This is a genomic window from Streptomyces sp. NBC_01276, assembly GCF_041435355.1.
Classification (GTDB): Bacteria; Actinomycetota; Actinomycetes; order Streptomycetales; family Streptomycetaceae; genus Streptomyces.
The window spans coordinates 1,818,322-1,842,891 of record NZ_CP108442.1 but is presented as its reverse complement, the minus strand read 5'-3'; the positions used below and the strand labels follow the sequence as shown (position 1 = coordinate 1,842,891).

Genomic DNA, 24,570 nt, shown 5'->3' with positions numbered 1-24,570 from the left:
ACGCTCCGGTCATGCTGAAGCGCATGTTCCTCGCGATCAGCACCACGGGCACCGCCGAGAATCCGGCCACTGACCTGGGCTTTCTGCTGCACAAGCACCCGGGCAGGGCGCAGGGGTTCACCACCTCGCACGGCACCGCCCACGTGTTCTACCCCGAGGCCACGGCCGAGCGGTGCACGGCGGCCCTGCTGCTGGAGGTGGATCCCGTCGCGCTCGTGCGGCGCTCCCAGGGCAAGGGCCGGGGCGGAGCCCCCGACGCGGCGCTCGCGCAGTACGTCAACGACCGTCCGTACGCGGCCTCCTCCCTGTTCGCCGTCGCGCTGGGCAAGGTCTTCCGCAGCGCGCTGGCCGGCACGTGCGCGGCCCGGCCCGAACTGGCCGGGCAGCCGCGTCCGCTGCGCGTCGAGCTCCCGGTGCTGCCCGCCCGGGGCGGCGCGGACCTGGTGCGGCGGCTCTTCGGACCGCTGGGCTGGAGCTCCGTACGCACCGAGCCGGTCGCGCTGGACGAACGCTTCCCCGAGTGGGGCGACAGCCGCTACGTGCGGCTCGTCCTGGAAGGCGAGCTGAAGCTCGACGACGCCCTGCGCCAGCTGTACGTGCTGCTGCCCGTGCTGGACGACGCCAAGCACTACTGGGTCGCCCCCGACGAGGTCGACAAGCTGCTGCGCGCCGGAGACGGCTGGCTGGCGTCGCACCCCGAGCACGCCCTGATCGCCGCCCGCTACCTGGCCCGGCACAAGCGGCTCACCCAGGACGCGATGGAGCGCCTGGAGCTGGCCCGCCTCGCCGAGGCCGACGGCAGCGAGGCCGGAGAACTCGACGACGCCGCGGAGGAGTCCCAGGACGGCGCGGAGCGATCGGTCCCGCTCGCGGTGCACCGGCGCGAGGCGATCCTCGCCGCCCTGCGTTCCGCCGGGGCCGCCCGGGTCCTGGACCTGGGCTGCGGACAGGGGCAGCTCGTCCAGGCCCTGCTGAAGGACGTGTCCTTCACGGAGATCGTCGGCGTCGACGTGTCGGTGCGGGCGCTGGCCACCGCCGCCCGGCGGCTGCGGCTGGAGCGGATGGGGGAGCGCCAGAGCTCCCGCGTCACCCTCCTCCAGGGCTCGCTCGCCTACACCGACAAGCGGCTGGCCGGCTACGACGCGGCCGTGCTCAGCGAGGTCGTCGAGCACCTCGACCTGCCGAGGCTGCCCGCGCTGGAGTACGCCGTCTTCGGCGCGGCCCGCCCCCGCACGGTGCTCGTGACCACCCCGAACGTCGAGTACAACGTCCGCTGGGAGTCGCTGCCCGCCGGGCACGCCCGCCACCGCGACCACCGCTTCGAATGGACCCGCGAGGAGTTCCGCGCCTGGGCCGGCCGGGTCGCCGCCCGGTACGGCTACACCGTCGCGTACGTACCCGTCGGCGATGACGACCCCGAGGTGGGTCCGCCGACCCAGATGGCCGTCTTCACGGCCGCCACCGGCCCCACCGGCTCCACCGGCATCACCGCCACCGTCACCCCGAAGGAGGGCGAGGCAGCATGAGCACTCCCACCACCCACCGCGTCCTCCCCGTCACCGACCTGTCCCTCGTCGTCCTGATCGGGGCCACCGGATCGGGGAAATCCACCTTCGCCCGCAAGCACTTCAAGGGCACCGAGGTGCTGTCCTCCGACTTCTGCCGGGGCCTGGTCGCCGACGACGAGAACGACCAGAGCGCCAGCAAGGACGCCTTCGACGTCCTGCACCACATCGCGGGCAAGCGCCTCGCCGCCGGACGCCTGACGGTCGTCGACGCCACCAGCGTCCAGCCGGAATCGCGCCGTCAGCTCGTCCGGCTCGCCCGCGAGCACGACGTGCTGCCCATCGCCATCGTCCTCGACATGCCGGAGTCCGTCTGCGCCGAGCGCAACGCGGCCCGCCCGGACCGTGCCGGGCTGCCCCGCCGGGTCATCCAGCGCCACCGCTCCGAACTGCGCCGCTCGCTGCGCGGCCTGGAGCGCGAGGGCTTCCGCAAGGTGCACGTGCTGCGCACGGTGGAGGAGGCCGAGTCCGCCGAAGTCGTCCTGGAGAAGCGGTTCAACGACCTCACCCACCTCACCGGTCCCTTCGACATCATCGGTGACATCCACGGCTGCGCGTCCGAACTGGAGACCCTGCTCGGCAAGCTGGGCTACGAGGACGGCGTCCACCCCGACGGGCGCACCGCAGTCTTCGTCGGCGACCTCGTCGACCGCGGCCCCGACAGCCCCGGCGTCCTGCGCCGGGTGATGGGCATGGTCGGGTCCGGCAACGCCCTGTGCGTCCCCGGGAACCACGAGAACAAGCTCGGCCGTTACCTCAAGGGCTCCAAGGTCCAGCTGACCCACGGCCTCGCGGAGACCGTCGAGCAGCTCGGGCGCGAGTCCGAGGAGTTCGTGAAGGAGGTGCGGGCGTTCATCACCGGCCTGGTCAGCCACTACGTCCTCGACGGCGGCCGGCTGGTGGTGTGTCACGCGGGCCTGCCCGAGAAGTACCACGGCCGCACCTCCGGCCGGGTCCGCTCGCACGCCCTCTACGGGGAGACCACGGGCGAGACCGACGAGTTCGGCCTGCCCGTGCGCTACCCCTGGGCCGAGGACTACCGGGGCAAGGCCGTCGTCGTCTACGGCCACACTCCGGTCCCGGACACCACCTGGATCAACAACACCATCTGCCTCGACACCGGCGCCGTCTTCGGCGGCCGGATGACCGCCCTGCGCTGGCCCGAGCGCGAACTGGTCGACGTACCGGCCGAGAAGGTCTGGTACGAGCCGGTCAAGCCGCTCGTCGCCGAGGTTCCGGGCGGGCACGACGGCCGCCCGCTGGACCTGGCCGACGTACAGGGCCGCCGGGTGGTGGAGACCCGTCACCTGGGCAACGTGGCCGTCCGCGAGGAGAACGCGGCGGCCGCCCTGGAGGTCATGAGCCGCTTCGCGGTGGACCCCCGGCTGGTGCCCTACCTCCCGCCGACCATGGCCCCGACCGCCACCGCCGCGCAGGAGGGCTGGCTGGAGCACCCGGCCGAGGCCTTCGCCCAGTACCGCGCCGACGGCGTCGAGCGGGTGGTGTGCCAGGAGAAGCACATGGGCTCGCGCGCCACCGTCCTGCTCTGCCGTGACGCCGACGCGGCCCGCGAGCGGTTCGGGGTCGACGGCACCGTCACCGGCTCCCTCTACACCCGCACGGGACGGCCCTTCTTCCAGGACCCCGAGGTGACGGAGGCGTTCCTCGCCCGCCTGCGCGCGGCGGTCGACGGCGCGGGCCTGTGGGAGGAACTCGCCACGGACTGGCTGTTGCTCGACGGTGAGCTGCTGCCCTGGTCCCTGAAGTCCACCGGCCTGCTCCGCAACCAGTACGCCGCCGTCGGCGCGGCCTCCCGCGCCGTGTTCCCGGACGCCCTCGCCGCCCTGGAGGCGGCCGCGGCCCGGGGCGTGGACACCGGCGCCCTGCTGGAGCGCCAGCGCGGCCGGGCCGCCGACGCGGCCGCCTTCACCGAGGCGTACCGGCGGTACTGCTGGACCACCGACGGGCTGGACGACGTACGGTTCGCGCCGTTCCAGCTGCTCGCGGCGGCCGGCCGTTCGCTGGCCGCCGTGCCGCACGACGAGCAGCTGGCGTGGCTGGACCGGCTGGCCGACGCCGACGAACGGGCCGCCGCCGCCGACCGGTCCGGCGCTCCGCTGCTGCGGCGCACCGGCCGGATCCTCGTGGACACCGGGGACGAGGCGTCCGTGCGGGCCGCCACCGACTGGTGGCTGGAGCTGACCGCCGGCGGCGGTGAGGGCATGGTCGTCAAGCCGCTCGCGGCGTGCGTCCGCGACGGGAAGGGCCGGCTGGTCCAGCCGGGGGTGAAGGTCCGCGGACGCGAGTACCTGCGGATCATCTACGGCCCGGAGTACACGCGTCCGGAGCAGCTGGAGCGACTGCGTCCGCGGTTCCTCGGGCACAAGCGCTCGCTCGCCCTGCGCGAGTACGCGCTCGGGCTGGAGGCGCTGGACCGGCTGGCCGCGGGGGAGCCGCTGTGGCGGGTCCACGAGGCGGTGTTCGCCGTGCTCGCCCTGGAGTCGGAGCCGGTGGACCCCCGGCTGTGAGCAGGCCGTGACCCCGGCGGTGACCCCGGCCGAGGGACGCGCGGCGTAAAGCGCAGGCCCCCGTACGGCCTTGAATTAGGTCGTATGGGGGAACTTCCGCGGTGAAGTCCGGGGAAAACACCGGCCGGATCGTTCATCCAGGGCAGCGGAATGTCCGCGAACCCGGAAGGACGGAACGTCACCTATGAAGATGACCGCGCGCGGAAGCATTGCGGCGCTCATGACCTGTATGGCCGCGGCCGGCGCGGCCACCCCGGCCGTGGCCGACTCGGTTCCCGTGGGAGTCCCGCTGGAGGCGGTGGAGACCACGCTGGGCGTACCCACCCCGCACATCGCCACCGCAGTTCCGGTGCCGGTCGTAGGAGCCCCCGAGGCGCCCCGCCACCACAAGGGCGACATGCTCCCGACCCCGCTGCTCCCGGTGGTGCCGATCGGCACCGACCTCGGTGTCACCCGGGTCACCTCGCCCGTGCCCAACCTGCTGGGCGACCCCGCGACGGACGGGGAGGGTTCGCTGGAGTCCCCGGCCACCACCCTGCTCACCCGGAGCCCCGGAGCCGTCGTCGGCTCGCCCCTGACGATGCCGGACGGCGGCAACAGCGGCATCCCGAACCTGACCGCCCCCAAGCTGGGCGTGATCGCTCCGGAAGTGATCGGCGCCCCGACGGCACTTCTCGGCCTGCGCTGAGCCCCCACAGCCGACGCCAGGTCAAAAAGCCGTCCGGTCTGGGTACGTGTACGGCATGGGATTCCATGTCGACTCCGAGACCGGGCGGCTCCGCCGCGTCATCCTCCACCGGCCCGATCTGGAGCTGAAGCGGCTCACACCAAGCAACAAGGACGCCCTGCTCTTCGACGACGTGCTGTGGGTGCGCCGCGCCCGCCAGGAACACGACGGTTTCGCGGACGTGCTCCGTGACCGGGGTGTCGCCGTCCACCTCTTCGGCGACCTGCTCCGGGAGTCCCTCGACATCCCCGAGGCCAGACACCTCGTACTGGACCGGGTCTTCCACGAGAAGGAGTACGGCCCCCTCGCCACCGACCACCTGCGTGCCGTCTTCGACGGGCTCTCCTCGGCCGACCTGGCGGAGGCCCTGGTCGGCGGCATGACCAAGCGGGAGTTCCTGGAGCGGCACGCCGAGCCGGTGTCGGTGCGCTTCCACGCGCTGGAGACGGACGGTTTCCTGCTGGGCCCGCTGCCCAACCACCTCTTCACGCGGGACACCTCCGCCTGGATCTACGACGGGGTGTCGATCAACGCCATGCGCTGGCCCGCCCGTCAGCGCGAGACCGTGCACTTCGAGGCGATCTACCGGCACCACCCGCTGTTCACCGGCTCGGGGGCCTTCCACTTCTGGTCGCAGGGGCAGGTGGACTACCCCTCGACCATCGAGGGCGGGGACGTCCTGGTCATCGGCAACGGCGCCGTGCTGATCGGGATGAGCGAGCGGACCACCCCGCAGGCGGTGGAGATGCTCGCGCGCGGCCTGTTCGCGGCCGGCTCGGCGACGGCCATCGTGGCGCTCGACATGCCGAAGCGCCGGGCCTTCATGCACCTGGACACGGTGATGACGATGGTCGACGCAGATACGTTCACTCAGTACGCGGGGCTCGGCATGCTCCCCTCCTACACGATCCGGCCCGGCGAGCGCCCCGGGGAACTGCGGGTGAGCGACCATCCGGCCGAGCATATGCACCGGGCGATCGCGGCAGCCCTCGGCCTGGAGCGGATCAGGGTGCTGACGGCCACCCAGGACGTGCACTCGGCGGAGCGCGAGCAGTGGGACGACGGCTGCAACGTGCTGGCGGTGGAACCGGGGGTGGTGGTCGCGTACGAGCGGAACGTCACGACCAACACGCACCTGCGCAAGGAGGGCATCGAGGTCATCGAGATCCCGGGGAGCGAGCTGGGACGGGGCCGGGGCGGGCCGCGGTGCATGAGCTGCCCGGTGGAGCGGGACGCCGTGTGATCAGGGACGCAGGACCCGGCCAGACTGTATATCAATGCAGAGGATCGTATAGACTTCCAGCATCCCCTGTCAGCGCCACCCTGGAGTGTCCCCCATGGCCACCGACCTCTTCGGCCGCAGTTTCCTCAAGGAGCTCGACTTCACCGCCGCCGAGTTCCGCGGTCTGGTCGAACTCGCCGCCGAACTCAAGGCCGCCAAGAAGGCCGGGACCGAGCGGCGTCGCCTCCAGGGCAAGAGCATCGCGCTGATCTTCGAGAAGACCTCGACGCGCACCCGCTGCGCCTTCGAGGTCGCCGCGGCCGACCAGGGCGCCCACACGGTCTACCTCGACCCCACCGGCTCCCAGATCGGCCACAAGGAGTCCGTCCGGGACACGGCCCGGGTGCTCGGCCGGATGTTCGACGGGATCGAGTACCGGGGCGACAGCCAGGACGCGGTCGAGGAGCTCGCCGCGCACTCGGGCGTCCCCGTCTTCAACGGCCTCACCGACGACTGGCACCCCACCCAGATGCTCGCCGACGTGCTCACGATGACCGAGCACGGCGACAAGCCGCTGGAGCGCATCGCCTTCGCCTACCTCGGCGACGCCCGCTTCAACATGGGCAACTCCTACCTGGTCACCGGCGCGCTGCTGGGCATGGACGTCCGCATCGTCGCGCCGAAGGCCTACTGGCCGGCCGAGGCCGTCGTGGCGCGGGCCCGGGAGCTGGCCGCGGCCAGCGGGGCCCGGATCACCCTCACCGAGGAGGTCGCGGAGGGCGTGGCCCAGGCCGACTTCGTGGCCACGGACGTGTGGGTGTCGATGGGCGAGCCCAAGGAGGTCTGGGACGAGCGGATCTCGGCCCTGGCCCCGTACGCCGTCACCATGGACGTGCTGCGCGCGACCGGGAACCCCGACGTGAAGTTCCTGCACTGCCTGCCCGCCTACCACGACCTGGGCACCAAGGTGGCCCGCGAGGTCCACGAGCGGCACGGGCTGGACTCGCTGGAGGTCACGGACGAGGTGTTCGAGTCGGCGCACTCGGTCGTCTTCGACGAGGCCGAGAACCGGCTGCACACCATCAAGGCCGTCCTCGTGGCGCTGCTCGCCGGCCCGGGTACCGGGGCGTAGCGGCCGCCTCTCCCGGCCACCGCCCCTCCCGTCCGCGCCGTCAGGCGGTCGCGGCGCGGGCCGGCAGGGTGAACCACACGGCCTTCCCGCGCGCGGTGCGCCGGTGGCCGCAGGAGGAGCTGAGGGTCCGGATCAGCAGCAGGCCGCGGCCGTGCTCCTGCCAGGGGTCGGGAGGGGTGTCGTCGGGGCGGGCGGCGAGATCGCCCGGCGGGCGCGGGTCACCGTCGTGCACCTCCACCTGGCAGCCGTTCGCCAGCAGCTCCACGACCAGCTCGATCGGGGCTCCGCCGCCGGAGGTGTGCTCCACGGCGTTCGCGACCAGCTCGGCGGTCAGCAGCTCCGCGGTGTCCCGGTCGGCCGAGGGGCCGTTGTCCGTGAGGGCGGTACGGACGAGGGCGCGCGCGAGGGGCACGGCGGCGGTGGAGTGCGGAAGGGCGATCCGCCAGGCGGAGGCGTCGGGCAAGGCGGATCCGTCCGTTCCGGAATCGTCGCGGGGGCGTGGAGCAGCGGTGCGGCGGGAGTCGGTCCGGTGGCGCCCGGGTGAACTCCCGCTTTCAACGATACGAAGTGGAATTCCGGCTCCGCAGGGCACCCCGGCCGAAGCGCAAGGGACCGGGGTCGGTGACACCAGGGACCTTCGGCATGTTTTGGCGGCGGGGCCGGGCCGGGGCCGGCCGCCGGGCTCCTGTGTCGCGTTTCCGTGACGATAGTCACGAGTCGGTGATACCGTCGGTTCCGTGAGCCCCTTCACCGGTTCCACCCCATCGACCGAACGGTGGCGCAACCTGCGGGTGACCCGGCAGGACGGTGTCGCCACCGTGACCCTCGACCGCCCCGAGAAGCTGAACGCGCTCACCTTCGGCGCCTACGCCGACCTGCGCGACCTGCTCGCCGAACTGTCCCGCGAACGTTCCGTACGCGCCCTCGTGCTCGCCGGCGAGGGCCGTGGCTTCTGCTCCGGCGGGGACGTGGACGAGATCATCGGTGCCACCCTCGCCATGGACACCGCCCAGCTCCTCGACTTCAACCGGATGACCGGCCAGGTGGTCCGGGCCGTCCGCGAATGCCCCTTCCCGGTGATCGCCGCCGTGCACGGGGTGGCCGCCGGAGCCGGAGCCGTTCTCGCCCTCGCCGCCGACTTCCGGATCGCGGACCCCACCGCCCGGTTCGCCTTCCTCTTCACCCGCGTCGGCCTCTCCGGCGGGGACATGGGCGCCGCCTACCTGCTGCCCCGGGTCGTCGGCCTCGGCCACGCCACCCGGCTGCTGATGCTCGGAGAACCCGTACGCGCCCCCGAGGCGGAGCGGATCGGCCTGCTCAGCGAGCTGGTCGACGAGGGCAAGGCCGATGTCCGGGCCGCCGAACTGGCCGCCCACCTCGCCGCCGGACCCGCCCTCGCGTACGCGCAGACCAAGGCCCTGCTGACGGCGGAACTGGACATGCCGCTGGCCGCCTCGGTCGAACTCGACGCCAATACCCAGGCGCTGCTGATGCACGGCGAGGACTACGCGGAGTTCCACGCGGCCTTCACCGGGAAGCGGCCGCCGCGCTGGAAGGGCAGGTAACGCCATGCGGGTCGCCGTCGTGGGCGGGGGGCCGGGGGGACTGTACGCCGCCGCGCTGCTGGCACGGCAGGGGCACCAGGTGGAGGTCTGGGAGCGGGGTGCCCCCGAGGACACCTTCGGCTTCGGCGTCGTGCTCTCCGACGAGACCCTCGGCGGCATCGAACGCGCCGACACGGTCGTGCACGCCGCCCTCGGCGGCGAGTTCGTGCGCTGGGACGACGTCGAGGTCGTCCACCGGGGCCGGCTGCTCACCTCCGGCGGCCACGGCTTCGCCGCGCTCGGCCGGCGCCGGCTGCTGGAGATCCTGCACGAGCGCTGCGCGGGCCTCGGGGTCCGGCTCCGCTTCCGCACCCCGGCACCCGACGCGGAAGAACTGGCCCGTACGCACGACCTGGTCGTCGCGGCGGACGGGGTGCACAGCGCGACCCGGGAGAAGGGCGCGGCGCACTTCCGTCCGACCGTCACCGAAGGGCGCTGCCGCTACATCTGGCTGGCCGCCGACTTCGCCTTCGAGGCCTTCCGCTTCGAGATCGCGGAGACCGCGCACGGGGTGATGCAACTGCACGCCTACCCGTACTCCGACGACTCCTCGACCGTGATCGTCGAGATGCGGGAGGAGGTGTGGCGCGCCGCGGGCTTCGACCTGTGCGACGAGCAGGAGTCCGCCTCCCGGTGCGCCAAGATCTTCAGCGAGGCCCTGCGCGGCAGGCCGCTGAGGGGCAACCGCTCGGCGTGGACCCGCTTTCGCACCGTGGAGAACGCGCGCTGGTCGCACGGCAACGTGGTCCTGCTCGGGGACGCCGCGCACACGGCCCACTTCTCCATCGGCTCCGGCACCAAGCTCGCCGTCGAGGACGCGCTGGCGCTCGCCGAGGCACTGGCGGCGGTCACCGAGGAGGAAGCGGGCACGGCGGGACCGGCTCCGGAGGGGATCCCTCCGGCCGGTGTGGCACGTGCCCTGGCGGCGTACGAGGCCGCGCGGCGGCCCGCCGTGGCCAGCACCCAGCGGGCGGCGGCCGCCAGCATGCGGTGGTTCGAGGAGATCCAGGGCTACGTCGGCCAGCCCGCCCGGCAGTTCGCCTTCAACCTGCTGACCCGCAGCCGGCGGGTGACGCACGAGAACCTGCGGCTGCGCGACGCACGCTTCACGCGAGCGGTGGAAGAGGAGTTCGGCTGCCCGGAGGGCGCGGCGGGAACCCCGCCGATGTTCACCCCGTTCACCCTGCGGGGACTGACCCTGCGCAACCGGGTCGTCGTCGCGCCCATGGACATGTACTCGGCACGGGACGGGGTGCCGGGGGACTTCCACCTGGTGCACCTCGGCGAGCGGGCCCTCGGCGGGGCCGGGCTCGTCATGACGGAGATGGTGTGCGTCAGCGCCGAAGGCCGGATCACCCCCGGCTGCACGGGTCTGTGGACCTCGGGGCAGGCGGCCGCCTGGAAGCGGATCGTCGACTTCGTCCACACTTCCGCGCCGGGCACCGCCCTCGGCGTCCAGCTCGGGCACTCGGGCCGCAAGGGCTCGACGAGGGTGATGTGGGAGGGCATGGACGAGCCGCTGCCCGAGGGCAACTGGCCGCTCGTCGCCGCCTCCGCACTGCCCTACCGGCCCGGTGTGTCCGCAGTCCCGCGCGCCCTGGACGCCGCCGACCTCACCGCCCTGCGCTCCGACTTCGCGGCGGCCGCCGTGCGCGCCGCGGAATGCGGCTTCGACCTGCTGGAACTGCACTGCGCACACGGCTACCTGCTGTCCGGGTTCCTCTCGCCGCTCACCAACCGCCGTGACGACGCCTACGGCGGCCCCCTGGAGAACCGGCTGCGTTTCCCGTTGGAGGTCTTCGACGCGGTCCGCGCCGTGTGGCCGGCGGACCGCCCGATGACGGTCCGGATCTCGGCGACCGACTGGGCGCCCGGCGGCACCGCGCCGGACGAGGCGGAGCGGATCGCCGCAGCCTTCGCCGCCCACGGCGCGGACGCCGTCGACGTGTCCACCGGCCAGGTCGTGGCCGAAGAGACCCCGGAGTACGGGCGTTCCTACCAGACCCCGTACGCCGACCGGATCCGCAACGCGCTCGGCGTCCCCGTCATCGCCGTCGGCGCCATCTCCTCCTGGGACGACGTCAACTCCCTGCTGCTGGCGGGGCGCGCCGACCTGTGCGCCGTGGGACGCCCGCACCTGTACGACCCGCACTGGACCCTGCACGCGGCGGCCGACCAGGGGTACGAGGGACCGGGCGCGCCCTGGCCCGCCCCTTACCGGGCCGGCAGCCGCAAGCCGCCGACCGGGAAGGGGTAGCGGGGGCGGTGGCGGTGGCGGTGGGACGGGGAGTTCAGAGCGCCTCCAGGAGGACGCGGTCCTCGACCGGGACGTAGCCGGCGCGCTGGTAGATGCCGTTGCTGGTGGGGTTGGCCAGGTCGGTGAAGAGCAGGACCTCGCGGGCGCCGGCCGCGTGGGCGGCTCCGCTCGCCGCGTGGGTGACACCGGCTGCGTAGCCGCGGCCCCGGACGGCGGGCGGGGTGTAGACGGGGCCGACGCGGGAGGCGCCGGCGATGGGGCGGGAGAACGCCGCCAGGGACACCGGGCTGCCGTCGTGCTCCCAGAGCAGGGCGCCGCCGTAGGAGAGCCGCTCGCGCAGGGCGGCCTCCGAGGCGCGGCCGGGCTGGTCCGTCTCCCGTTAGAACTCCTCGACCCAGGCCAGCAGGAGGGGCAGGTCCGCCTCGGCCGCGAGCCGGGGCCGTCCGGCCGGGGCGGGGTCCGGGGCCGTCAGGGTGCCGAGGCGGTACAGCCGGAGCTCCTCCACGATCCGGGCGGGCCTCTCCCAGGAGGCGGCGAGCGCAAGGGCGTCCGGCCGGCGGGCGTTGATCCCGCTGACCTCGGCGAGCAGCGGGTCGGCCGTGAGCGCCGGGCCGAGCGCCCGGACGGCTTCCGGCGGCAGGGTGCCGAGCAGCAGCGGGAACGGCGGCGTGCGCAGCAGGGCGCCCGCGACGGTTCCGTCGGCGCCGGTCCACCAGCCGAAGACGGGCTCGGCGTCGCCGTGGGCGTGGAGGCCGCGCCGCTGCAGGGAGTCGGTGACGGTGAGCAGGCTGGTGTTGACCACCGGCCGAGCCGCCAACGCGGGGCGTGCGGCGCTCAGATAGGCCGCCAGATCATTGCTGAAGGTCCATGTCATGGCTCATCGTGACGGGCGCCCGGAGCCGTGCGCACCCGAATTTCCGGGGTGCTCGCGGGGAGGTCGGGGGCGCTCCCCCACGTGGGGGAGAGGGCTCCCCCACGTGGGGGAAGCGGCGGTGCCGGGCCGCTGGGATCTTGGGAATGCGGCCGGAGCACAGGCCGCTCCGACGGCCCCGCCGGGGCCCGGCAGGAGGAGGCGCCATGAAGAACCCCGTCCCGCGCGCGAAGCCGTACCGCCGCCCCGTGCCGGAGGCCCGCCGCAGCCGGTCGCTACGTCCGTACGAAGCGGGCGCCCGCGTCCCGCAGCCGGGTGTGCAGCTCGGTGAAGACCGCCGCCGCCCGGTCGCCCGGCCAGTCCGCGGGGAGCAGCTCGCGGGGCAGTCCGGGATCCGCGTAGGGCAGCCGCCGCCAGGAGTCCAGGGCGGCGAGGTAGGTCCGGTACGCGGCCTCCGGCGTGGGCTCGGGGCCCGACTGGAGGGCGCGCAGCGCCGGCTCGTGCAGATCGAGGAACTCCTCGTGCTGCTTGGCCAGCGCCGCCAGGTCCCACCAGCGGGCCACCGCCTCGGCGGTGGGCGCGAAGCCGAGGTGGGAGCCGCGGAAGAGCTCGACGTAGGCCGTCAGGTGCAGCCGCTCCAGTGTGTGCCCGGTCTCGCGGGCCAGCTGGGCCGGGGCGATCCACACGCCCGGGGCCACCGCCCCGAAGCCGAGCCGGGCGAGGCGGGAGCGCAGCAGGTGCCGCTTGTTGCGCTCCTGCTCCGGGACGGAGAAGACCGCGACGAGCCATTCCTCCGACACCTGAGGGGGGCCGTAGATCCGCCGGTCCCCGTCCTCCAGCAGCAGCCGGGCCTCCTCGGAGAGGTCGTAGGCGGCGGCGCCGTCGGCGGTCTTGGCGGGCACCAGGAAGCCGCGCCGCTTCAGCCGGGACACCGAGGAGCGGACGGAGGGCGCGTCGACGCCGGCCGCGCCCAGCAGGCGGACCAGCGCGGACACCGGGACGGGTCCCTCGAAGGTCCGCCCGTAGGCGCCGTAGAACGTGACGATCAGAGATCGCGGAGTGTGCTGCTCGACCACGGGTTCACTCTAGATCGCGCAGCCGGAAGCGCTGAAGTTTCCCGGTCGCCGTCCTTGGCAGTGCCGGAAGGAAGACGAAGGAGCGCGGGCACTTGTGCGGGGCCAGCTCGGAGCGCATGTGGGTGCGCAGGACGTCCTCGGTCAGCACCGATCCGTCGCGCGGGACGATGTGGGCGACCACGATCTGGCCCCTGCGCTCGTCGGGCAGCCCGACCACCGCCGCCTCCACGACGTCGGGGTGGCGCAGCAGGGCCTCCTCCACCTCCGGGCCCGCGATGTTGTATCCGGACGAGATGATCATGTCGTCGGCGCGGGCGACGTAGCGGAAGTAGCCGTCGGCATCGCGGACGTAGGTGTCACCGGTCAGGTTCCAGCCGTCGCGGACGTACTCCCGCTGGCGGGGGTCGGCCAGATAGCGGCAGCCGACGGGCCCGCGTACGGCCAGGAGCCCGGGTTCGCCGTCCGCCACGGGCCGGCCCGCGGGGTCCACCACCCGGGCCTCCCAGCCGGGCACCACCCGGCCCGTGGCGCCGGGGCGGGTGTCCTCGTCGGCCGCGGAGATGAAGATGTGCAGCAGTTCGGTGGCGCCGATGCCGTTGATGATCCGCAGTCCGGTGCGCTCGTACCAGGCCTGCCAGGTGGCGGCGGGCAGGTTTTCGCCGGCCGAGACGCAGCGGCGCAGCGCGGACAGGTCGTAGGCGCCCGTGTCGTAGGGGCCCAGGGTGTCCAGCATCGACCGGTAGGCGGTGGGAGCGGTGAACAGGACCGTGACCCGGTGCTCGGCGAGCGCGGGGAGCAGGGCGCGGGGCGCGGCCTGTTCCAGCAGCAGCGCGCACGCCCCCGCGCGCAGGGGGAAGACGACCAGTCCGCCGAGTCCGAAGGTGAACCCGAGCGGGGGACTGCCGGCGAACACGTCGTCGGGGCGGGGCCGCAGCAGATGGCGGGAGAAGGTGTCGGCGATGGCGAGGAGGTCGCGGTGGAAGTGCATGCAGCCCTTGGGGCGGCCGGTGGTGCCGGAGGTGAAGGCGATCAGCGCCACGTCGTCGGCAGAGGTCTCGACGGCGGGATAGGGCTCCCGGTGGGTCTCGGCCAGCCGCAGCAGGTCGTCGGGGGCCTCCCCGCCGTAGGCGGCGATCCGCAGGCCGGGCACCTCGGCCTTGACCAGGTCGTCCAGGACGTCGGCGTGACAGACGGCGTGGCCGACCCGGGCCATGGAGCACACCGTCGCCAGCTCCTGGGCCCGCTGCTGGGCCAGCACGGTGACGGCCACTGCGCCCGCCTTCATCACGGCCAGCCAGCAGGCGGCGAGCCACGGCCCGGTGGGGCCGCGCAGCAGCACCCGGTTGCCGGGGACCACGCCGAGGTCGCTGGTCAGGGCGTGGGCGAGCGAGTCGACGCGCCGGCGCAGCTCCCCGTACGACCACACTTCGCCCGAGCCCGAGCGGAAGGCGGGGCGGTCGGGGCCGAACCGGGCGACGGTGGCGTCGAGCAGTTCGGCACCGCAGTTCAACCGGTCCGGATAGGCCAGTTCGGGCAGCTCGAAGAGGAGCTCCGGCCAGGCGTCGGCGGGCGGCAGGTGTTCGCGCGCGAAGGTGTCGGTATGAGCGGAAGGCTTGAGCTCCAAGGCGGGTTCGCCCCCTTGCGACGTCCGGACGGGGTGGAGCCGGCCGTGCGGTGCCTCTCCCCGTTGACCCCGGGAAGCTGCCTCTAGAGCGTATCGTGATGGTGACGACAGTCAACAGGACGCGATAGGACTGGGGCATTCGGATGGCCGGATTCGCGCTCGGGGTGGATGAAGAGGAATGGTGCGGGCAGTTGCGCGCCCTGTCGGCGGGGCGGTTGCGGGCGCTCGCCGAGAAGGGTGAGCCCGGCCGGGTGAACCGGCCGCTGCTGGCGGCGCTCGGTGAGCTGGGACTGCTGGACAAGGTGTTCGACTCCGGCGCGCTGGAGCTGTGCCTGCTGCGGGAATCGCTCGCCTACGGCTGCACCGAGGCGGAGACGGCCCTGGCCCTCCAGGGCCTGGGGGCGCACCCGGTGCTGAGGTCGGGCAGCGCGGAGCAGCGCGAGCGGTGGCTGCCGGGGGTGCGGGAGGGCCGGCTGGTGGCGGCGTTCGCGCTCAGCGAGCCGGGCGCGGGATCGGACGCGGCGGCCCTGGCGCTGGAGGCCGTCCCGGACGGGGCGGGATGGCGGCTGCACGGGCAGAAGTGCTGGATCTCCAACGCCCCCGAAGCCGATTTCTACACCGTCTTCGCCCGGACGGGTGAGGCGCCGGGTTCGCGGGGGGTCACCGCGTTCCTGGTCCCGGCGGACCGGCCGGGGCTGGGCGGCGAGGCCCTCGACATGCTCTCGCCGCACCCCATCGGCTCGCTCGCCTTCGACGGCGTGCCGGTCGGCCGCGCCGACGTCCTGGGGGAGCCCGGGCATGGGTTCCGGGTGGCGATGGAGACCCTGAACCTGTTCCGGCCGAGCGTGGGCGCCTTCGCGGTCGGCATGGCGCGGGCGGCCCTGGACGCGACGCTCGCCCACACGGCCGGCCGCACCGCCTTCGGCGGGGTGCTGGCGGACCTCCAGGCCGTCGCGCACCGGGTCGCGGAGATGGCCACCCGCACCGAGGCCGCCCGGCTGCTGGTGTACGCGGCGGCCGGCGCCTACGACGGGGGCTCCCCCGACGTCCCCCGGCGGGCGGCCATGGCGAAGCTCCTGGCCACGGAGACGGCCCAGTACGTCGTGGACCACGCCGTCCAGCTGCACGGGGCGGTCGCGCTGCGCCGCGGCCATCTGCTGGAGCACCTCTACCGGGAGGTGCGGGCGCCCAGGATCTACGAGGGCGCGAGCGAGGTGCAGCGCACCCTCATCGCGAAGGAGCTCTACCGGAAGGCATCGACGGGATGAGCCTGGAGCGGATCAACCCCGAGGAGCTGTCCCCGGCGACCGGCTTCTCGCACGCCGTCACCGCCACCGGGGGCCGGCTGGTGTTCCTGGCCGGCCAGACCGCGCTGGACGGCTCCGGCGAGGTCGTGGGGGCGACCCTGCCGGAGCAGTTCGAGCGGGCCCTCGCCAACCTGCTGACGGCCCTCGCGGCGGCCGGCGGCACCCCGGCGGACCTGGCGCGGGTGACGGTGTACGCGGTGGACGTGGCGGCCTACCGCGACCACGCCGCCGAGCTGGGCCGGATCTGGCGCCGGCTGGCGGGGCGCGAGTACCCCGCGATGGCGGTGGTCGGCGTGGTCCGCCTCTGGGACACGCGGGCCCAGCTCGAACTGGACGGCTTCGCGGTCCTCCCCTAGCCGCCCGCCCCGCCCCCCGCCGCCCCAACCCCCCGGCCCCGTGCCGCAAGGGCCGGGGGGCGGGGTGCGGGCGCGGCGTCAGGAGCCCGCGGAGTCCAGGAGGGTGCCCATCCACTCCTCCACGCCCGCGACCGTCCGCGGCAGGGCCCCCGACATGAGCCGCGCCCCGTCGGCGGTGATGACCAGGTCGTCCTCGATGCGCACGCTCACCCCGCGCAGCTCGGCCGGCAGCGTCTCGTCGTCCGGCTGGAGGTAGAGGCCGGGCTCGACGGTCAGCACCTGGCCCTCCTCCAGGACGCCCTCCAGGTACGTTTCGGCCCGCGCCTTCGCGCAGTCGTGGACGTCCAGCCCCAGCATGTGCCCGCTGCTGCACAGCGAGTACCGCCGGTGCAGGTCACCCTCGGCGTTCTTCAGCACGCCCCACTCCGCGAGCCCCTCCGCGATGACCTTCATGCCGGCCCGGTGGAAGTCCCCGAACCTCGCCCCCGGCCGCAGCGCCGCGATGCCCGCCTCCTGTGCGGCCAGCACCAGTTCGTAGACCTGCCGCTGGACGGGGGAGAAGCGCCCGGACAGCGGGAGGGTGCGGGTGATGTCGGCCGTGTAGAGGGTGTCGGTCTCCACGCCCGCGTCCAGGAGGAGCAGTTCGTCCCGGTTGAGCCGGCCGTCGTTGTGGATCCAGTGCAGGATGCCCGCATGGGCTCCCGAGGCCGCGATCGTGCTGTAGCCGGTCCCGTTGCCCTCCGCCCGGGCGCGCAGTCCGAACACCCCCTCGATCCAGCGCTCCCCGCGCGGGTGCGCGAACGCCTGCGGCAGGGCCCGTACGACGTCCTCGAAGCCGGCCGCCGTGTGGTCCACGGCCAGCTGCAGCTGGTCGATCTCCCATGCGTCCTTGACCAGCCGCAACTCGGAGAGCGCGGCGGCCAGTTCGCCGTCCGTGGCGGCGTTGCGGGCCGGCGGCTCCCCCAGGGTGTCCAGGTGCGCGCAGCGGATGCCGGTCAGCCGCTCGGCCTCCGCGAGGTCCGGGCGGCGCCCCACCCAGAACTCGCCGTAGCGGCGGTCGCGGAAGAACTCCTCGTTCCCGTTTGCCCGGGGCGAGCGCGGCCTCAGGTACAGCACGGCCTCGTGCCCGTTCGGGCCGGACGGCTCCAGGGCCAGGACGTGCCCGGCCTGGTCCTCGCCCGTCAGTCCGGTCAGCCAGGCGTACGCGCTGTGGGGCCGGAAGCGGAAGTCGGCGTCGTTGGAGCGGACCATCAGTTCGCCGGCCGGGATGAGCAGCCGCTCGCCGGGGAAGCGCGCCGAGAGCCTGGCGCGGCGGGCCGGGGTGACGGCGTGCGAGGGGACGCGGGCGGCGGCGGGAAGCGGGGTGGCCGCCCAGTTTCCGGCCATGAACCGGGACAACTCTGCTGATACGGGCAGATCGTGGCTGCCGGTGTTGAGGCGGGCGGAGGTGTCGCTCACGGAGGCTCCCTCAAGAAGTACCGAACTGGTGGGCGCACAGGGCTTGCCAGTGCAATTTCACATTACTATGTTACAGCTCACATCGCGGCACGTTAATCCCCGTCAAACGCCGTGTGAAGCAGGGCAGTTCACGCACCATTTCCCCCACCTCCATCCCCACCAGGAGCTCTCGGTGTCCCAGCACAGAGTTGTGCGTACGTCCCTCCTCTCCGCCGCCGTGGCGGTCACCCTCCTCGCCACCGCCGGCCAGGCCGTGACCCAGGCCGCGGAGCGGGGCACCCCCCTCGCCGCGACCGGTGCCTCCGCACCCGCCGCCTTCACCTCGGGAGCCCCGGGCGCCACCGGCACCACGACGCCGAACCCCTTCGACGAGGTCGACCACCGGGCCGACGCCCAGGAGCTCGTCCCGGCGCCCGCCCCCGCCCCCGGCGGCAAGTCCGTCACCGACGGCAGGGTGCCCGGCGCCGCCCCGGCCGTCTCGGCCCCGGGCTCCTCCGCGTCCGCCGAGCGCGCGGAGAAGAGCCGCAAGGCGGCCTCCGCCCAGGCCGCACCCACCGCGCGCAGCGTCGCCGCGGGCGTCCCCTGCACCCTTGACGGGATCACCGGCCTCTCGCCGGACCGGTTCGCCGACTTCCTCGCCGACCCGGCCGTCACCGCCGACGGCTGCCTGCGCAACCTCATCTGGACCTGGGACGCGCGCCTGGCGCCGGTCATGTCCGACGCGCACGTCCAGGCCGTCTCCCGCCGGATATCCAGCCTGGCCGCCGCCCACGACGGCCGTAACTCCTCCCACCTGGAGGAGATGTTCACCTACCTGCACGCCGTCGTGTACCACGACTACTCGCGCTCCGAGATCGACGTCACCGACGCCCCCACCGTCGACGCGATGCGCCGGGCCATCGCCAACTTCGGTGACGCCGCCCGCACCTTCGACGTGACGGCCACCAACGCCCGCACCCTGCGCGAGGCCCTCTACGCCGGCAGCGCCCCGGGGCTGCGCCAGCACCAGCTAGGCCTCATCAAGCGGGTCCTGGCCACCATGGACCCGTCCCACCCGGCCACCAACCTCGACGCCGGCTGGGCGGGCGCCGCGCTCTCCGCGCTGTCCGTCAACTACCTGGGCGTTTACCCGGGCAACCAGGACGCCGCCTTCCACTCCGCGGTCGCGGGCGACGCCGCCTACCGCGCCACCTTCAAGGCCTTCGCCGGCTACACCCACCTCAAGGGCACGGCCAACGCCTGGGTGGTGCGCGACGCGATCAGCGAGTACGGCCGCTTCGGCCAGGTCGACGGCCTCAAGGGCCAGGTGGTCACCGACCTCGGCGCCATGCTGCAGCCGCTCAAGTCCACCTTCGGCACCGAGCCCTGGGCCAAGGCCGTCTCCTGGCTGAACCTCTACGAGGCCTGCAAGCAGTACGGGGTGTGCAAGGAGGACATCGAGAAGCAGCTCTTCCCGAACACCTACACCTACGACAACGGCGGCATCAAGGTCCGCACCGCCCTCGACCGGGCCACCGTCGACCAGCTCTACTACGCGAGCAAGCAGGTCAAGACGCAGTTCCACCGCGTCATCGGCACCGACCAGCCCCTGGCCGGCGACACGAACACCACCCTGAACATCGTGCTCTACGCCTCCCGCGCCGACTACGAGAACTACCACCCCCTCCTCACCGGCTACGGCACCAACAACGGCGGCATCTACATCGAGAACGGCGCCACCTTCTACACCTACCAGCGCCGCGTCCCGCAGGACTCCTCCCTCACCCTCGAAGAGCTCTTCCGCCACGAGTACACGCACTACCTCAACGGCCGCTTCGCCGTCCCCGGCTCCTTCGGCCAGGGCCCCTGGTACCAGGGCGACCGCACCACCGCCATGGACGAGGGCACCGCCGAGTTCTTCGACGGCGCCACCCGCGACAACGGCATCGCCGTCCGCAAGTCCCTGGTCCGGGGCATCATCAACGACACCTCCGGTGGCGGCCCCCGCATGAGCGTCCAGCAGCTGCTCAACGCCACGTACGACGGCGACGGGTTCCGCTTCTACAACTACGCGGGCACGTTCTTCGAGTTCCTGTGGACCGAGAAGCCCTCCCTGCTGCGCGAGATGTACGGCTACCTGCGCGCCAACGACGTCGCGGGCTACGACGCCTGGCGCAACCGCATGGGGTCGGACACCTACCTCCAGCGCGACTACAACACCTTCCTGGACGCGCAGATCGCCAAGGTGGACCAGCTCTACGTCCCGAACACCACCTTCACCGCCAACGACCAGCTGCGCGACTCCGCGCTCTCCTCGGTCAAGTCCGCCTTCGCGGCGGCCACGTACAACACCCCGGACTGCGTGGAGAACGGCGACCCCGGCAAGCGCCGCTTCACCTGTACCGGCCGGATCACCGCCAACCTGAAGAACTGGCGCAGCGACGACCAGAACTTCAAGGACATGTCCGAGACGGTGGACTACTTCATCCTCGACCGGGCGGGCGCGGCCTCCAACAACCTGGCCGACATGAACTGCTCCTTCGCTCCGGTGGAGATCTGGGACAGCAAGGTCGCGGGCACCTCCTCGTTCAGCTGTGAGGGTCCCCTGCGCAGCTGACGGCCACCGGGCCGGTCCCGATTCCCGCGGGGGGCGGGACCGGCCCGGGGCATCCCCTCCGGCATGCCTAGGCAGCCCCTAAAGAATGTGACATATTACTGTCGTGTCCCAGAACCACTCCCCGGACGTCGTGATCATCGGCGCCGGTGTCGTCGGCGCCGCGTGCGCGTACTACGCGAGCCGCCGCGGGCTCTCCGTGGCCGTCGTCGACCGCGGCCCCGTCGCTGGCGGCACGACCGGTGCCGGCGAGGGCAACCTGCTCGTCTCCGACAAGGAGGCCGGCCCGGAGCTCGACCTCGCGCTCCTGTCGGCCCGGCTCTGGCGGGAACTGGCGGAGGTCCTCCCGCGGGAGACCGAGTACGAGCCCAAGGGCGGCCTGGTCGTCGCCCCCGACGAGACCACCCTCAAGGCGCTCCGCACCTTCGCGGACGGCCAGCGCGCCGCGGGCGTGACCTCCACCGAGGTGGGGCCGGACGCCCTGCGCGACCTGGAGCCGCACCTGGCCCCGGGGCAGGCGGGAGGCTTCCACTACCCCCAGGACGCCCAGGTCCACCCGGCCCAGGCCGCGGCCCGCCTGCTGGCCGCGTCCGGCGCCGACCGCTACCTCGGCGAGGAGGTCACCGAAGTGCTCCTGCGGGGCGGCCGAGCCGTCGGCGTCCGCACGCCCCGCCGCACCCTCCTTGCACCGGCGGTGCTCAACGCGGCGGGCACCTGGGGCGGCCACATCGCCTCCCTCGCGGGAACCACCCTGCCGGTCATGCCGCGCCGCGGCTTCGTCCTGGTCACCGAACCCCTGCCCCGGGTGGTCCGCCACAAGGTCTACGCCGCCGACTACATCGCCGACGTCGCCAGCGACTCCGCGGCCCTGCAGTCCTCGGCGGTGGTGGAGGGCACCCCGTCGGGCCCCGTCCTGATCGGCGCGACCCGCGAACGGGTCGGCTTCGACCGGACCCTGTCCACCGAGGCCCTGCGCCGGCTCGCCCGCCAGGCGGCGGCGCTCTTCCCGGTCCTGGCGGACACCCGCGTCCTGCGCACCTACCACGGCTTCCGCCCCTACCTCCCCGACCACCTTCCGGCGATCGGCCCCGACCCCCGCGTACCGGGCCTCTTCCACGCCTGCGGCCACGAGGGCGCCGGCATCGGCCTGGCCCCGGCCACGGGCGCCCTCATCGCCGCCTCCCTCACCGGAACCGACCCCGCCCTGGACCCGACGCCGTTCCGCCCGGACCGCTTCGATGCCCCGGACCCGGATTCCGAGGGCGACCCGGGCCGGGGGCGGGACGGGGCGCCGTCCGGGACGTAGAGCGTGATGTGGTGGCGCGAGGTACCGGTGCGCCGGCGCAGCCCCGGACGGGGCGCCACGAACCACGCGGTCCCGGACGGCACCCAGCCCCGGCCCACCCCACCCAGCGCAGACCCCGCCAACCCCCGACCCCGCCACCCCCGACCCCGCCCCACAAGGCAAGACCCCGAGGAGACCCCGCTGATGCGCAGCCCCCGCTCGCTGGTAGGCGGCACCCCGGCGGCCACGTACCCGGTCACCTTCGACGGCCGTGAACTGACCGCCCAGGAAGGCCAGAGCATCGCCGCCGTCCTCTGGAACGCCGGGATCCTCGCCTGGCGCACCACCCGCGAAGGCGGCTCCCCGCGCGGGGCGTTCTGCGGCATCGGTGCCTGCTACGACTGCCTCGTCACCGTCAACGGCCGCCCGAACCAACGGGCCTGCCTCGTCCCGGCCCGCCCCGGAGACTCCGTCACCACCCAGGAGGGCACCGGACATGCCGACCTCGCCGTCTGACCGGGCCGCCCACGCCGCGGTCCCCGCGCCCCCGGCCGATCTCGCCGTCGTGGGCGCCGGCCCCGCCGGACTCGCCGCCGCCGTCACCGCGGCCCGGCTCGGCCTGCGCGTCACCCTCCTCGACGCGGGGGAGCGCCCCGGCGGCCAGTTCTACCGCCACCCGGCCCCCGGCCTCGGAGCCCTCCGCCCCCAGGCCCTGCACCACGACTGGCGGGCCTTCACCGCGCGCGAAGCCGCCCTGCGCGCCCACGTGGCGGCGGGCCGGATCGCCCACCACCCCTTCCACCACGTCTGGACGGTGGTCCCGGACGGCGCCGACGGCTGGACCCTGCACGCCGTCGCCGGCCCCGAGGAGCGGCCGGCGGCCTTCGGCGCCCGCGCCGTCCTGCTCGCCACCGGCGCCTACGAGCGGCAACTGCCGTTCCCCGGCTGGACCCTGCCCGGGGTCGTCGGCGCGGGCGGGGCGCAGGCCATGCTCAAGGGCGGCCTCGTGCTGCCCGGCAGCCGCGTCGTCGTCGCCGGGAGCGGCCCGCTGCTGCTCGCGGTGGCCGGCTCCCTCGCCGCCGCCGGGGCCGCCGTGCCCGCCGTCGTCGAGGCGGCCTCGTACACGGCGTACGCCCCGCAGGCCCGCGCCCTGCTGCGCAACCCGGCCAAGCTCGCCGAAGGCGCCGTGTACGGGGGCGCCCTGGCGCGCCACGGCATCCGCCTGCTGACCCGGCACGCGGTGACCGAGGCGCACGGCCGGGGCCGGGTGGAGGCCGTCACGGTCGCCCGCCTCGACCGGGACTGGCGCCCGCTGCCCGGCACCGCCCGCAGGATCCCCTGCGACGCCCTGGCCGTGGGCCACGGGCTGGTGCCCCAGCTGGAACTGGCCACCGCCCTCGGCTGCGACACCCTCCTGGCCCCCGACGGTACGGTCGCCCTGGACCTGGACGCGGCGCAGCGCACCTCGGTGCCCGGCATCTGGTCGGCCGGCGAGACCGGCGGCATCGGCGGTGCCCAGCTGGCCCTGACCGAGGGGGAGATCGCCGCGCACGCGATCGCGGGGGCGCCCGTCGCGCCCTCCCTCACCCGGACCCGGGCCAGGCTGCGGGCCTTCGCCGGGGCGATGGCCGCCGCCCACCGTCCCGGCGCGGGATGGACGGACTGGCTGCCCGACGCGGCCACCGTCTGCCGCTGCGAGGAGGTCCCGGCGGGCGGGATCCGCGAGGCCGTCGCCGAGCTCGGCGCGCGGGACGCCCGTACCGTCAAACTGCTCACCCGGGCCGGGATGGGCTGGTGCCAGGGGCGGATGTGCGGTCCGGCCGTCGCCGCGCTGGCCGGGGAGGACCCCGCGCCCGACCGGCGTCCGCTGTCCTGCCCCGTTCCGCTGCGCCACCTGGCCGCGCTGCCCGCGCCGCCCGACACCGAACTTCCCCCCTCCGCCCGCTGATCGGGCACTCCTGGCCCTTGTGGCCACCTCATACCCACTAGTAAAATGTCACACACCACACTAGGGAGTCTGCTCATGAACCACGCGCCCACCCCCGCGCCCCGTCCCGACACCCGCACGCGCCCCTGGCACGGCATCATGGTCGCCACCGCCCTCCCGCTGCGCGAGGACCTGAGCGTCGACTTCGACGCCTACGGTGAGCACGTGGCCTGGCTGATCGCCGAGGGCTGCGACGGCGTCGTGCCCAACGGCTCCCTCGGCGAGTACCAGACCCTCACCGACGAGGAGCGGGCCCGCGTCGTGCGCACCGCCGTCGAGGCCGCCGGTGACGGCGCCCGCGTCATGCCCGGCGTCGCCGCGTACGGCAGCGCCGAGGCCCGCCGCTGGGCGGAGCAGGCCGCCGAGGCCGGCGCGGGATCCGTCCTGCTCCTGCCGCCCAACGCCTTCCGCGCCGACGAGGCCACCGTCCGCGCCCACTACGCGGAGGTCGCCGGCGCCGGGCTGCCCGTCGTCGCGTACAACAACCCCATCGACACCAAGGTGGACCTGACGCCGGCACTGCTCGCCCGCCTGCACGGCGACGGCAGCATCGTCGCCGTCAAGGAGTTCAGCGGGGACGTCCGCCGCGGCTACGAGATCGCCGAGCTCGCCCCGGGCCTCGACCTGCTCATCGGCGCCGACGACGTCCTGCTCGAACTCGCCCTCGCGGGCGCCGTCGGCTGGATCGCCGGGTACCCCAACGCCCTGCCGCGCTCCTGCGCCACCCTCTACCAGGCCGCCGTCGCAGGAGACCTCGCCACGGCCCTGCCGCTCTACAAGTCCCTGCACTCGCTGCTGCGCTGGGACTCCAAGACCGAGTTCGTCCAGGCCATCAAGCTCTCCATGGACCTGGCCGGCCGTCCCGGCGGGGCCACCCGTCCGCCCCGCTTCCCGCTCTCGGGCGAGATCGAGGCCTCGGTGCGCGCCGCGACCGAGAAGGCTCTCGCCGAAGGCCTGAACTAGCGTCAACCAGGCCCC

Annotated in this window: 20 protein-coding genes; 14 read left to right on the top strand and 6 right to left on the bottom strand. The window is 73.8% G+C overall.

The genetic code is table 11. The annotated features are described in order from the left end of the window. Positions 1-23: 23 nt before the first annotated feature. The 5 genes from OG295_RS07685 to argF all read left to right on the top strand — a co-directional run bounded on the left by OG295_RS07685 (position 24) and on the right by argF (position 7,174). Positions 24-1,526: a 3' terminal RNA ribose 2'-O-methyltransferase Hen1 gene (locus OG295_RS07685; RefSeq protein WP_371681131.1), complete on the top strand. Its 1,503-nt coding sequence runs from the start codon at positions 24-26 to the stop codon at positions 1,524-1,526. Further along, on the top strand, positions 1,523-4,093 hold the full coding sequence (locus tag OG295_RS07680) for a polynucleotide kinase-phosphatase (protein WP_371676201.1): 2,571 nt from the start codon (positions 1,523-1,525) through the stop codon (positions 4,091-4,093). The genes OG295_RS07685 and OG295_RS07680 overlap by 4 nt, the downstream gene beginning before the upstream one ends. A gap of 184 nt (positions 4,094-4,277) precedes the next feature. Next, positions 4,278-4,781, top strand: coding sequence for a hypothetical protein (locus OG295_RS07675; RefSeq protein ID WP_371676199.1), 504 nt, complete (start codon positions 4,278-4,280; stop codon positions 4,779-4,781). 55 nt (positions 4,782-4,836) lie between these two features. Beyond that, entirely contained in the window at positions 4,837-6,063 is a 1,227-nt protein-coding gene (locus tag OG295_RS07670; RefSeq protein ID WP_371676198.1) for an arginine deiminase, read from the top strand. A gap of 94 nt (positions 6,064-6,157) precedes the next feature. Next, positions 6,158-7,174 carry an ornithine carbamoyltransferase gene (argF, locus tag OG295_RS07665; RefSeq protein WP_371676197.1) on the top strand — a complete coding sequence of 339 codons (1,017 nt, stop codon included), beginning with the start codon at positions 6,158-6,160 and terminating at the stop codon, positions 7,172-7,174. Positions 7,175-7,214: 40 nt separating this feature from the next. Here argF and OG295_RS07660 read toward each other — a convergent pair whose 3' ends face one another. Then, the gene (locus tag OG295_RS07660; RefSeq protein WP_371676196.1) at positions 7,215-7,637 is read right to left on the bottom strand and encodes an ATP-binding protein; all 423 of its coding nucleotides are present in this window, start codon (positions 7,635-7,637) and stop codon (positions 7,215-7,217) included. 274 nt (positions 7,638-7,911) lie between these two features. On the opposite strand from OG295_RS07660, the gene OG295_RS07655 reads away from it, so the two are divergent. Beyond that, entirely contained in the window at positions 7,912-8,739 is an 828-nt protein-coding gene (locus OG295_RS07655; protein ID WP_280914197.1) for an enoyl-CoA hydratase family protein, read from the top strand. A 4-nt stretch (positions 8,740-8,743) separates the two neighbouring features. After that, positions 8,744-11,035 carry a bifunctional salicylyl-CoA 5-hydroxylase/oxidoreductase gene (locus tag OG295_RS07650; RefSeq protein WP_371676195.1) on the top strand — a complete coding sequence of 764 codons (2,292 nt, stop codon included), beginning with the start codon at positions 8,744-8,746 and terminating at the stop codon, positions 11,033-11,035. 34 nt (positions 11,036-11,069) lie between these two features. Here the strand turns inward: OG295_RS07650 and OG295_RS07645 are convergent, their stop codons facing one another. The 4 genes from OG295_RS07645 to OG295_RS07630 form a co-directional block, all read right to left on the bottom strand. Beyond that, positions 11,070-11,375 (bottom strand): GNAT family N-acetyltransferase, encoded by a 306-nt coding sequence (locus OG295_RS07645; RefSeq protein WP_371681130.1) that lies wholly within the window; start codon positions 11,373-11,375, stop codon positions 11,070-11,072. Positions 11,376-11,414: 39 nt separating this feature from the next. Further along, a complete protein-coding gene (locus tag OG295_RS07640; RefSeq protein WP_371676194.1) occupies positions 11,415-11,909 on the bottom strand; it encodes a hypothetical protein in 495 nt (164 codons plus the stop codon). Positions 11,910-12,181: 272 nt separating this feature from the next. Then, positions 12,182-12,982 (bottom strand): PaaX family transcriptional regulator C-terminal domain-containing protein, encoded by an 801-nt coding sequence (locus tag OG295_RS07635; protein ID WP_371676193.1) that lies wholly within the window; start codon positions 12,980-12,982, stop codon positions 12,182-12,184. 4 nt (positions 12,983-12,986) lie between these two features. Further along, positions 12,987-14,606 (bottom strand): AMP-binding protein, encoded by a 1,620-nt coding sequence (locus OG295_RS07630; protein WP_371676192.1) that lies wholly within the window; start codon positions 14,604-14,606, stop codon positions 12,987-12,989. Between the two features lie 143 nt (positions 14,607-14,749). On the opposite strand from OG295_RS07630, the gene OG295_RS07625 reads away from it, so the two are divergent. Further along, positions 14,750-15,874, top strand: a complete 1,125-nt coding sequence (locus OG295_RS07625) for an acyl-CoA dehydrogenase family protein (protein WP_371676191.1) — start codon at positions 14,750-14,752, stop codon at positions 15,872-15,874. After that, positions 15,871-16,269 carry a RidA family protein gene (locus OG295_RS07620; protein WP_371676190.1) on the top strand — a complete coding sequence of 133 codons (399 nt, stop codon included), beginning with the start codon at positions 15,871-15,873 and terminating at the stop codon, positions 16,267-16,269. Before OG295_RS07625 ends, OG295_RS07620 begins: the two co-directional genes overlap by 4 nt. 78 nt (positions 16,270-16,347) lie before the next feature. On the opposite strand, the gene OG295_RS07615 is transcribed toward OG295_RS07620, so the two are convergent. Then, positions 16,348-17,727 (bottom strand): aminopeptidase P family protein, encoded by a 1,380-nt coding sequence (locus OG295_RS07615; RefSeq protein WP_371676189.1) that lies wholly within the window; start codon positions 17,725-17,727, stop codon positions 16,348-16,350. 172 nt (positions 17,728-17,899) lie between these two features. On the opposite strand from OG295_RS07615, the gene OG295_RS07610 reads away from it, so the two are divergent. From OG295_RS07610 to OG295_RS07590, 5 genes are all read left to right on the top strand, one after another. Then, a complete protein-coding gene (locus OG295_RS07610; protein WP_371676188.1) occupies positions 17,900-20,323 on the top strand; it encodes a collagenase in 2,424 nt (807 codons plus the stop codon). A gap of 103 nt (positions 20,324-20,426) precedes the next feature. Next, positions 20,427-21,626, top strand: a complete 1,200-nt coding sequence (locus tag OG295_RS07605; RefSeq protein ID WP_371676187.1) for an NAD(P)/FAD-dependent oxidoreductase — start codon at positions 20,427-20,429, stop codon at positions 21,624-21,626. Between the two features lie 183 nt (positions 21,627-21,809). After that, entirely contained in the window at positions 21,810-22,121 is a 312-nt protein-coding gene (locus tag OG295_RS07600) for a (2Fe-2S)-binding protein (RefSeq protein WP_266843208.1), read from the top strand. Next, positions 22,102-23,553 carry an NAD(P)/FAD-dependent oxidoreductase gene (locus OG295_RS07595; RefSeq protein ID WP_371676186.1) on the top strand — a complete coding sequence of 484 codons (1,452 nt, stop codon included), beginning with the start codon at positions 22,102-22,104 and terminating at the stop codon, positions 23,551-23,553. Before OG295_RS07600 ends, OG295_RS07595 begins: the two co-directional genes overlap by 20 nt. A gap of 75 nt (positions 23,554-23,628) precedes the next feature. Beyond that, a complete protein-coding gene (locus OG295_RS07590) occupies positions 23,629-24,555 on the top strand; it encodes a dihydrodipicolinate synthase family protein (protein ID WP_371676185.1) in 927 nt (308 codons plus the stop codon). Positions 24,556-24,570 lie beyond the last annotated feature (15 nt).